General features: G+C 66.4%; 12 protein-coding genes and 1 pseudogene. 5 read left to right on the plus strand and 8 right to left on the minus strand.

Going from position 1 to position 6,629, the window contains the following annotated elements; genetic code table 11:
* Nucleotides 1–300, minus strand: a pseudogene (locus tag Q7J26_RS13030) (phosphoribosylformylglycinamidine synthase II); the annotation flags it as partial.
* Between the two features lie 67 nt (nt 301–367).
* Here Q7J26_RS13030 and Q7J26_RS13035 point away from each other — a divergent pair.
* The 3 genes from Q7J26_RS13035 to Q7J26_RS13045 all read left to right on the plus strand — a co-directional run bounded on the left by Q7J26_RS13035 (nt 368) and on the right by Q7J26_RS13045 (nt 1,144).
* Nucleotides 368–490 (plus strand): type II toxin-antitoxin system VapB family antitoxin, encoded by a 123-nt coding sequence (locus Q7J26_RS13035; RefSeq protein ID WP_304936837.1) that lies wholly within the window; start codon nt 368–370, stop codon nt 488–490.
* Between the two features lie 256 nt (nt 491–746).
* On the plus strand, nt 747–890 hold the full coding sequence (locus Q7J26_RS13040) for a hypothetical protein (protein WP_304936838.1): 144 nt from the start codon (nt 747–749) through the stop codon (nt 888–890).
* Nucleotides 890–1,144: a Tat pathway signal protein gene (locus tag Q7J26_RS13045; protein ID WP_304936839.1), complete on the plus strand. Its 255-nt coding sequence runs from the start codon at nt 890–892 to the stop codon at nt 1,142–1,144. Before Q7J26_RS13040 ends, Q7J26_RS13045 begins: the two co-directional genes overlap by 1 nt.
* Before the next feature lie 12 nt (nt 1,145–1,156).
* On the opposite strand, the gene Q7J26_RS13050 is transcribed toward Q7J26_RS13045, so the two are convergent.
* Entirely contained in the window at nt 1,157–1,954 is a 798-nt protein-coding gene (locus Q7J26_RS13050) for a hypothetical protein (RefSeq protein WP_304936840.1), read from the minus strand.
* Between the two features lie 123 nt (nt 1,955–2,077).
* Here Q7J26_RS13050 and Q7J26_RS13055 point away from each other — a divergent pair, with 123 nt between their 5' ends.
* Nucleotides 2,078–2,470: a hypothetical protein gene (locus tag Q7J26_RS13055; RefSeq protein ID WP_304936841.1), complete on the plus strand. Its 393-nt coding sequence runs from the start codon at nt 2,078–2,080 to the stop codon at nt 2,468–2,470.
* A 54-nt stretch (nt 2,471–2,524) separates the two neighbouring features.
* Nucleotides 2,525–2,701 (plus strand): hypothetical protein, encoded by a 177-nt coding sequence (locus Q7J26_RS13060; protein WP_304936842.1) that lies wholly within the window; start codon nt 2,525–2,527, stop codon nt 2,699–2,701.
* A 58-nt stretch (nt 2,702–2,759) separates the two neighbouring features.
* Here the strand turns inward: Q7J26_RS13060 and Q7J26_RS13065 are convergent, their stop codons facing one another.
* The 6 genes from Q7J26_RS13065 to purS form a co-directional block, all read right to left on the minus strand.
* The gene (locus Q7J26_RS13065; protein WP_304936843.1) at nt 2,760–3,581 is read right to left on the minus strand and encodes a hypothetical protein; all 822 of its coding nucleotides are present in this window, start codon (nt 3,579–3,581) and stop codon (nt 2,760–2,762) included.
* 32 nt (nt 3,582–3,613) lie between these two features.
* The gene (gene purQ, locus Q7J26_RS13070) at nt 3,614–4,276 is read right to left on the minus strand and encodes a phosphoribosylformylglycinamidine synthase subunit PurQ (protein ID WP_304936844.1); all 663 of its coding nucleotides are present in this window, start codon (nt 4,274–4,276) and stop codon (nt 3,614–3,616) included.
* Nucleotides 4,277–4,309: 33 nt separating this feature from the next.
* Entirely contained in the window at nt 4,310–4,540 is a 231-nt protein-coding gene (locus Q7J26_RS13075) for a hypothetical protein (RefSeq protein WP_304936845.1), read from the minus strand.
* Nucleotides 4,541–4,565: 25 nt separating this feature from the next.
* A complete protein-coding gene (locus Q7J26_RS13080; RefSeq protein WP_304936846.1) occupies nt 4,566–5,780 on the minus strand; it encodes an MFS transporter in 1,215 nt (404 codons plus the stop codon).
* Between the two features lie 54 nt (nt 5,781–5,834).
* Complete coding sequence (locus tag Q7J26_RS13085) at nt 5,835–6,314, minus strand: YbhB/YbcL family Raf kinase inhibitor-like protein (protein ID WP_304936847.1); 480 nt, start codon at nt 6,312–6,314, stop codon at nt 5,835–5,837.
* A gap of 96 nt (nt 6,315–6,410) precedes the next feature.
* A partial coding sequence (purS, locus tag Q7J26_RS13090) for a phosphoribosylformylglycinamidine synthase subunit PurS (RefSeq protein WP_304936848.1) occupies nt 6,411–6,629 on the minus strand: 219 nt, incomplete at its 5' end.

Below are 6,629 nucleotides of genomic sequence, written 5' to 3' on the forward strand. Positions count from 1 at the left end.
GATGTAGGACGGGTGGTTGTGGCTCTCCATCTTGAAGATGCAGGCGTCGCCGTCGTCGATGTCGATCACCCCGGCGTTCTCGCCCGGGCCGCAGATGACGCGGTCGCCGGTGGTGGGGAACTTGCCCAGGTGGATCTTGGAGGATTTGTACGAGCAGTGCTCGGACCACATGACCGAGAAGACGCCCAGTTCGACATGGTTGGGCTCTCGGCCCAGCCGGTCGAGGACGACCTGATATTCATTCGGAGCCAGGCCGTATTCGGCGGCCAATTCGGCCATGGTCTTTTGATGAGCGGTCATGGGCGGGGCTTCTAGCCGCAGATGGGCCGATAGGCTATATTCTAGACAGTATTTTGAGAGTTCTAGAATGGGCCTCAGCATCAAGCGCGCCGAGACGGAGCGCAAGGCGCGCGCCGTCGCCGAGCGGCTGGGCGTCAGCCTGACCGAGGCCATCGATATCGCCCTGGACAAGACCTGGAAGGAACTCTGACCGCCGACGGAGCCAGGAAACGTGAGGCGCTATTTGCACGTATCCAAGAACGAGGCCTAGCGACGGCCGCAACTTGGCTGAAATCGAGGCCGAAATGTACGGTGACGGCGGCGAGCCCCTGTTGTTCAAGGGCGAGGATTTTTTTCGACGACGGATGTGACGATCACGATCTGAACGAAACGATCACGATCTGGGGGACGGGGGAACGTCTGGCGGCGTCATCTCATTGCGGCTGTGGCAACCACGGAGTTTCGCCATGATCCACACCCCCATCGACCCCGCCGCCACCCCCGACGACGACGACCTGCCCGAAATCGCCGCCGATGACGCCGGCGCCTCGGCCATGGCCGAAGAGGCCCAGAACGAGGCCGAAGACGAAGAAAAGCAGGAGGACGCCTGATGCGCTCCAGCACCCATACCGAAGTCACCCCCGCCACCGGTCAGCAGATGGATCGGTCGAATGATCCGGATGCGACGCGGGATCTGGATCAGGCGGCGCCCGAGGCCGCCCTGGCCAGCCGCCGCCAGCGTCTGACCGGCGAGGCGACCGGCGTCGGCAGCATCGGCTTCGACGAAAGCGGCGCCTTCGATGTCGGCGACGGCGCCCATGAACCGCCGGACGAGGCCGTCACACCGCCGCTGCGGTCGGAATAGCTCAGATAGCCGTCAGGCGGCGCGCTCGACGCCCGGCTTTAGCCGGAAGACCAGCAGCACCCCGCCCACCAGCAGGACGATCGCCCCAGCCAGGGCGGTGAAGGCGACGGCCGGCTTGTCGGCCTGTTCGGCCACGAAGGCACCGAGCAGGCCCCAGGCGGTCGGCAAGGGATAGGCCAGGGTCCGCAGCGTCGCCGTGACGGCCAGGGCGACGCCCGTAGTCACGATGATGGCCAGGATGGCCCAGGCCGATGGCGACAGCGCATCCGGCAGGGCCTGGAAGGCCGTCAGGGTTGTGATCAGGTTCAGCGGGGCGGCCACCGTCAACCATCCCGCCAGGGCCGCCAGGGGCCAGACCAGCAACAGCCGGTCACGATCCATCCGGCTGAGCGCGCGGATGGAGCCCGAATAGGTCAGCAGGGGCGCCAGCAGGGCGATCAAGGCGGCGAAGATGACGACGACGCTGGCCGCCTTCAGGTTCAGGGCGGCGACGACGATCCACATGCCGATGCCGAAGAAGGTCACGACGGAAGGCCAGCCCATTCGGGTGATCAGGGGGCTCTCGCCGGTCTGGGGCAGGGCCTGACGTACGGCATAGGCCAGGATTCCCAGATAAATCAGGCCCCAGATCGAGAAGGCGTACCCAGCGACCCGCAGGGTGCTGTTCCCATCGGCCGCGAATTCGCCCTGGGTCAGGCCCAGGCCCGCCAGGTTCTGAACCAGGGGAACCACGATGGCGAAGACGGCGGCGGCCAGGACCACCAGGCGGCGGGTCCGCTGCGCGGGCGTGGGACGAAGGATCGAGGACATGGGGATTCCGATGCGACGGTTGTCAGGTCGATTGTACGCGCTGGACGGCGGTAAGGTTCACCGTCGCAGCGTGAAAAGTGAAGCTTGCCTACGCCGCGCCCTCTGTGCTGGTTGTGATCGGGCATGATGAACGCCGCCGGACGCTGGATTTTTTGCCTGATCGCCATGGCCGCGTCGGCCGTCGCAGGCGTGGGGCACGCCCAGACCAGCGGGGCGACCGTCGTTCTCACCCAGCCGTCGCAGGACGCCTGGGTGCGCGTTCGCCAGGCGCTGACGCCCGAGCAGCAGGCGTTGGAGGTGCGGCGCTTCCTGTCAGCCCTGGCGACGGCGAATGGACGACCGATCACGCCCGCTCTGGACGCGCGAGACATGGCTTCGGGCCGCGCCGTGTCGCTGGACGATCCGGCTCTGCTCCAGCGGCCACAGGCGCATGAGGTGACCTTGACGGTCGATGGGCGGTTCCTGGTCTTTCGCCCCTTGTCGCGCGCCAGTCTGGACCCATTCTTGGGGCGGTAGAGGAACCGGCGGTCGTGTGGTCGGTTGTTCAATCCACACGAACTGGAGATGACCATGGCTGACCACGACGACGAAACACCCGTCTTCGAAACCGACGAGGTCGAGGCCAATCTCGCTATCGAACACGGTCAGGGCGTCGGCGCCCGCGAACTGGCCGCGCAACGCGAGCCCGGCGGGATCATAACGCCGGACGAGGATGAAGACGCTGAGGACGACGTTCCGGAAGAATAACGCAAGACTTGCCGGTAGTGGTGAGGCCAAGCAGGTCCGCTCAACCTTTATGATGAAGTTATCTCATCACATAGTTGACGGAAAACAGGATCATTCGATCCTCGAGCGGTTTTCCTGATGTCACGCCTTCGGGGGTTAAACGCACGCGCGCGCGATCAATGGATCTGAGACTCTCGCGTCCAAGATTGTACCCTCGCGGCGACTCACTCTCTATCTGGCAGTCTTCAAGTCGTCCGTCGCTCCTCGCGACACAAGACAGCACGGCATAGCCGTCGACGGGACTTCTACCGTTCACGGGGGCGGGGAACCGAGGGCGTGGCGTGGTCGCCCAAGTCACTGCGGGGGGAAGCCCGTCCTGGCCATTGCCCTCCACGTCCTTGTCTCGAACGTCGATCAATGGGCGACCACAAGCCGTCAAAGTCTGCTCGATCGCTGTGTTCGATGGGTTGAGCGCCATGACATAGCGAGTGCGGGGCTTACCTTCGCCCCCCGGAACCACGATCTGCAATGGGCCGCCTTCCGCCATCTGACGCGCCACCATGGCTGGAACGCGGCTGAAAGCGGCGGTTCGATTTTCGCCCACGCTCCATACGGTCGTCCGAAAATCACTGGTGTCCCCCACAGACACCGCCAGGTCACGCTTGGTCGTGCGTGGGGGCGCTTCGGGCAAGCCCGTTATCAACAGGTCGTAGGCGCCGTCTACGCGGCGCGCGGCCAGGCTGACGCCCGAAGTGAACTCCGCAACCGCGAGCGTGGCCTTTTGCTCGGGGATGACAGTGAGCGTCCAATCCTCCGTCGGAACAACGGAATCCTGAGCTTCAACAGGAGGAGCGACGGCCGAGACTGCGGCGAGGATAAGTACAGGAAGGAGGACGTTCATACGCCGCACTTCGCCTCAACGGTGAGTTGCCGTCAAGCCGCCGCGTAGATGCTCTGGAACAGGACCGCGCCGTCGGCGGAGCCCAGTTCGGCTTCGAAGGCGCGGTCGGGGTGGGGCATCATGCCTAGGACGTTGCCGCGGGCGTTCTGGATGCCGGCGATGTCGTTGACCGAGCCGTTGGGGTTGTCGACATAGCGGAATACGACCTGACCCTCGCCCTCGATCCGGGCCAGGGTCTCGGCGTCGGCGAAGAAGTTTCCGTCGCCGTTGCCCTGGGTCATGGTCACCTCGCGCTGGCCCTGATAGCCGGCGGTGAAGCGGGTCTGGCCGTTGGCGACGGTCAGGGCGATGGGCTTGCAGACGTATTTCAGACCCTTGTTGCGCAGCAGGGCGCCGGGCAGCAGTCCGGCCTCGCACAGGATCTGGAAGCCGTTGCAGATGCCGACCACGGCGACGCCGTCGTCTGCGGCCTTCTTGACCGCCTGCATCACCGGCGACTGGGCCGCCATGGCGCCGCAGCGCAGATAGTCGCCGTAGGAGAAGCCGCCGGGAATGACGATCAGGTCCAGGCCCGAAGGCAGTTCGGTGTCCGCGTGCCACACCATCGAGACGGGCTCGCCGGTGGAGCGTTCGACGGCGACCTTGCAATCGCGGTCACAGTTGGATCCGGGGAAGACGATGACGGCTGCGCTCATGGCGCGGGCCTCTAGCACCGTTTTCGGGAAATGTCAGTGCGCGGGTTCAAGAAGTCCGAGGCGGGTCTCGATCCGGCCGAGACGGGCGTCCTGACGATCGACAATCTGATACAGGTTGGAGACGTCCTGGTTCAGGCCGTTGAGGTGGAGGCGCATGGCCTGAAGTTCGCCCTTCATGTCGGCGATGTTGCCGTCGATCCGGTCCAGGCGCGTCTGCATGGACTTCAGCACTTCGTAGATGAGGTCATTGGTGACGTCGGCCATACGTCCATACTACCATAAACTGTGGTTACGCCAAACGCTCGGACGCAGCGCGTTTGCGCCCCACCAGCCAGGCGACGACGAAGATCGCAAACCCGCCTAGGGACAGGCCGACCCCCACCCAGCCGGTCGAGGTCCAGCCGTAGCCGGCGGCGATGGCCATGCCGCCCAGCAGGGGGCCGATGGCGTTGGCGGTGTTGAAGGCGGAGTGGTTCAGGGCCGCCGCCAGGGTCTGGGCGTCGCCGGCCACGTCCATCAGGCGGGTCTGAAGAATGGAGCCCAGGCCGCCGCCGCCGCCGATCAGGAAGACCACCACCATCATGGCCCACAGGTTCCCCGCCGCGAACGGATAGAGGGCCAGGGCTGCGGCGCTCCAAAGCAGCAGGCCGCCCGCCGCCGGGAAGCCGACCCGGTCCGCCGCCCAGGCCCCCAGGATATTGCCCAGAAACATGCCGACGCCGAAGACGGCGAAGACCCAGGGCAGGATCTCGGGACCCACGCCCGTCACGGCGGCCAGGGTCGAGGCCAGATAGGCGTAGACCGCGAACATGCCGCCGAAGCCGACGGCGCCCACGCCCAGGGTCAGCCAGACCTGGCCGCGCTTCAGTGCGCTGAGTTCGCGCATCGGGCTGGCGTCGGGCTGGGCCGGATCGCGCGGCGCGAACAGGGCGACCAGGACCATGGTGACGACCGCCAGGATGCTGACGATGGCGAAGGTCCAGCGCCAGCCGAAGGCGTGGCTGACCATATTGGCGAAGGGCACGCCGATGACCGTGGCGACCGTCAGACCCATCAGCACCGTCGAGACGGCGCGGGTGCGCAGGTGCAGCGGCACGACGGAGGCCGCCACCAGGGCCGCCACCCCGAAATAGGCCCCGTGCGGCACGCCGCTGAGGAAGCGGAAGACCAGCATCCACTCATAGTTGGGCGCGATGGCCGACAGGCCGTTGCCGACCGCGAACAGGCCCATGAAGCCGATCAGCAGCAGCCAGCGCGGCAGCCGCGCCCCCAGCACCGCCAGGATCGGCGCACCCACCACGACGCCGGCGGCGTAGGCGCTGATCACATGGCCGGCGGTCGGCGCGTCGACGCCCAGGCCGGCGGCGAAGTCCGGCAGGATGCTCATGGCCGCGAACTCGGTCACGCCGATGGCGAAACCGCCCATGGCCAGGGCGATCAGGACGAGGGCGACCGCCGCCCGCGAACGAGCGGGCGGGGCGAGGGAAATTGCGGCGTCTGTCATTGTGCGCCGCAACATAATCAGCGTTCATGACGTCACAAGGGCGGTGACCGGTAATCAGCCCTTGTTTTCGTAGGTCGCCGTGATCGCGGCCTTGGCCAGGGTGTGGAAATACAGATTGAAGCCGAAAACGGCGCCGGAGTCGTCGGCGGTGACGTCCAGTCGGTCCACGTCCACGGCGAAGACGGTGAAGATATAGCGGTGCGGGCCGTGGCCTGCGGGCGGCGCCGCGCCGCCGAATCCGGCCTGGCCGAAGTCGGTGCGCCCCTGGACCGCGCCGGAGGGCAGGTCGCCGCCGGGGGAGCCGGCGCCGGCCGCCAGTTCGGTCACATCGGCGGGGATGTTGGCGACCGTCCAGTGCCAGAAGCCCGAGCCGGTCGGGGCGTCGGGATCGTAGCAGGTGATCGCATAGCTCTTGGTCCCCTCGGGCGCGCCGGACCAGGCCAGTTGCGGCGAGGTGTTTCCTTTGGCGTGGACCTGGGCGGCGGGCAGGACGCCGCCGTCCTGAATGTCGGTGGAGGTGAGGGTGAAGGTCATGGGCGCTCCGTCGATTCAAGCCGTGAGCTTAACTGGGGGCGCAGGCACAGGATGCAACGCCCTCTTCGCGCAGAAACGGGAAGAGGGCGACAGATCCTATGCCGCCTCGATGCGGTAGCCTTCGATCACCGTATTGGCGAGCAGTTGCTCGCACATCTTCTTGGCCTCGGCCTGGGGGTCTTCGGCGCCGGCGAGGTCGAACTCGATCAGCTTGCCGACGCGGGCGTTGGACACGCCGGTCCAGCCCAGACCCTGCAGGGCGCCTTCGACGGCCTTGCCCTGGACGTCCAGGACGCCGGGCTTGAGGAAGACGTG

Source organism: Brevundimonas sp., assembly GCF_030656255.1.
GTDB lineage: Bacteria > Pseudomonadota > Alphaproteobacteria > Caulobacterales > Caulobacteraceae > Brevundimonas.

Excerpts from the sequence above, each read along its gene's own strand:
- Q7J26_RS13075 (WP_304936845.1), bottom strand. The coding sequence starts at position 4,540 with ATGGCCGACGTCACCAATGACCTCATCTACGAAGTGCTGAAGTCCATG.
- Q7J26_RS13050 (WP_304936840.1), bottom strand. The coding sequence starts at position 1,954 with ATGTCCTCGATCCTTCGTCCCACGCCCGCGCAGCGGACCCGCCGCCTG.
- Q7J26_RS13035 (WP_304936837.1), top strand. The coding sequence starts at position 368 with ATGGGCCTCAGCATCAAGCGCGCCGAGACGGAGCGCAAGGCGCGCGCC.
- purQ (WP_304936844.1), bottom strand. The coding sequence starts at position 4,276 with ATGAGCGCAGCCGTCATCGTCTTCCCCGGATCCAACTGTGACCGCGAT.
- Q7J26_RS13040 (WP_304936838.1), top strand. The coding sequence starts at position 747 with ATGATCCACACCCCCATCGACCCCGCCGCCACCCCCGACGACGACGAC.
- Q7J26_RS13045 (WP_304936839.1), top strand. The coding sequence starts at position 890 with ATGCGCTCCAGCACCCATACCGAAGTCACCCCCGCCACCGGTCAGCAG.
- Q7J26_RS13055 (WP_304936841.1), top strand. The coding sequence starts at position 2,078 with ATGATGAACGCCGCCGGACGCTGGATTTTTTGCCTGATCGCCATGGCC.
- Q7J26_RS13085 (WP_304936847.1), bottom strand. The coding sequence starts at position 6,314 with ATGACCTTCACCCTCACCTCCACCGACATTCAGGACGGCGGCGTCCTG.
- Q7J26_RS13065 (WP_304936843.1), bottom strand. The coding sequence starts at position 3,581 with ATGAACGTCCTCCTTCCTGTACTTATCCTCGCCGCAGTCTCGGCCGTC.
- Q7J26_RS13060 (WP_304936842.1), top strand. The coding sequence starts at position 2,525 with ATGGCTGACCACGACGACGAAACACCCGTCTTCGAAACCGACGAGGTC.
- Q7J26_RS13080 (WP_304936846.1), bottom strand. The coding sequence starts at position 5,780 with ATGACAGACGCCGCAATTTCCCTCGCCCCGCCCGCTCGTTCGCGGGCG.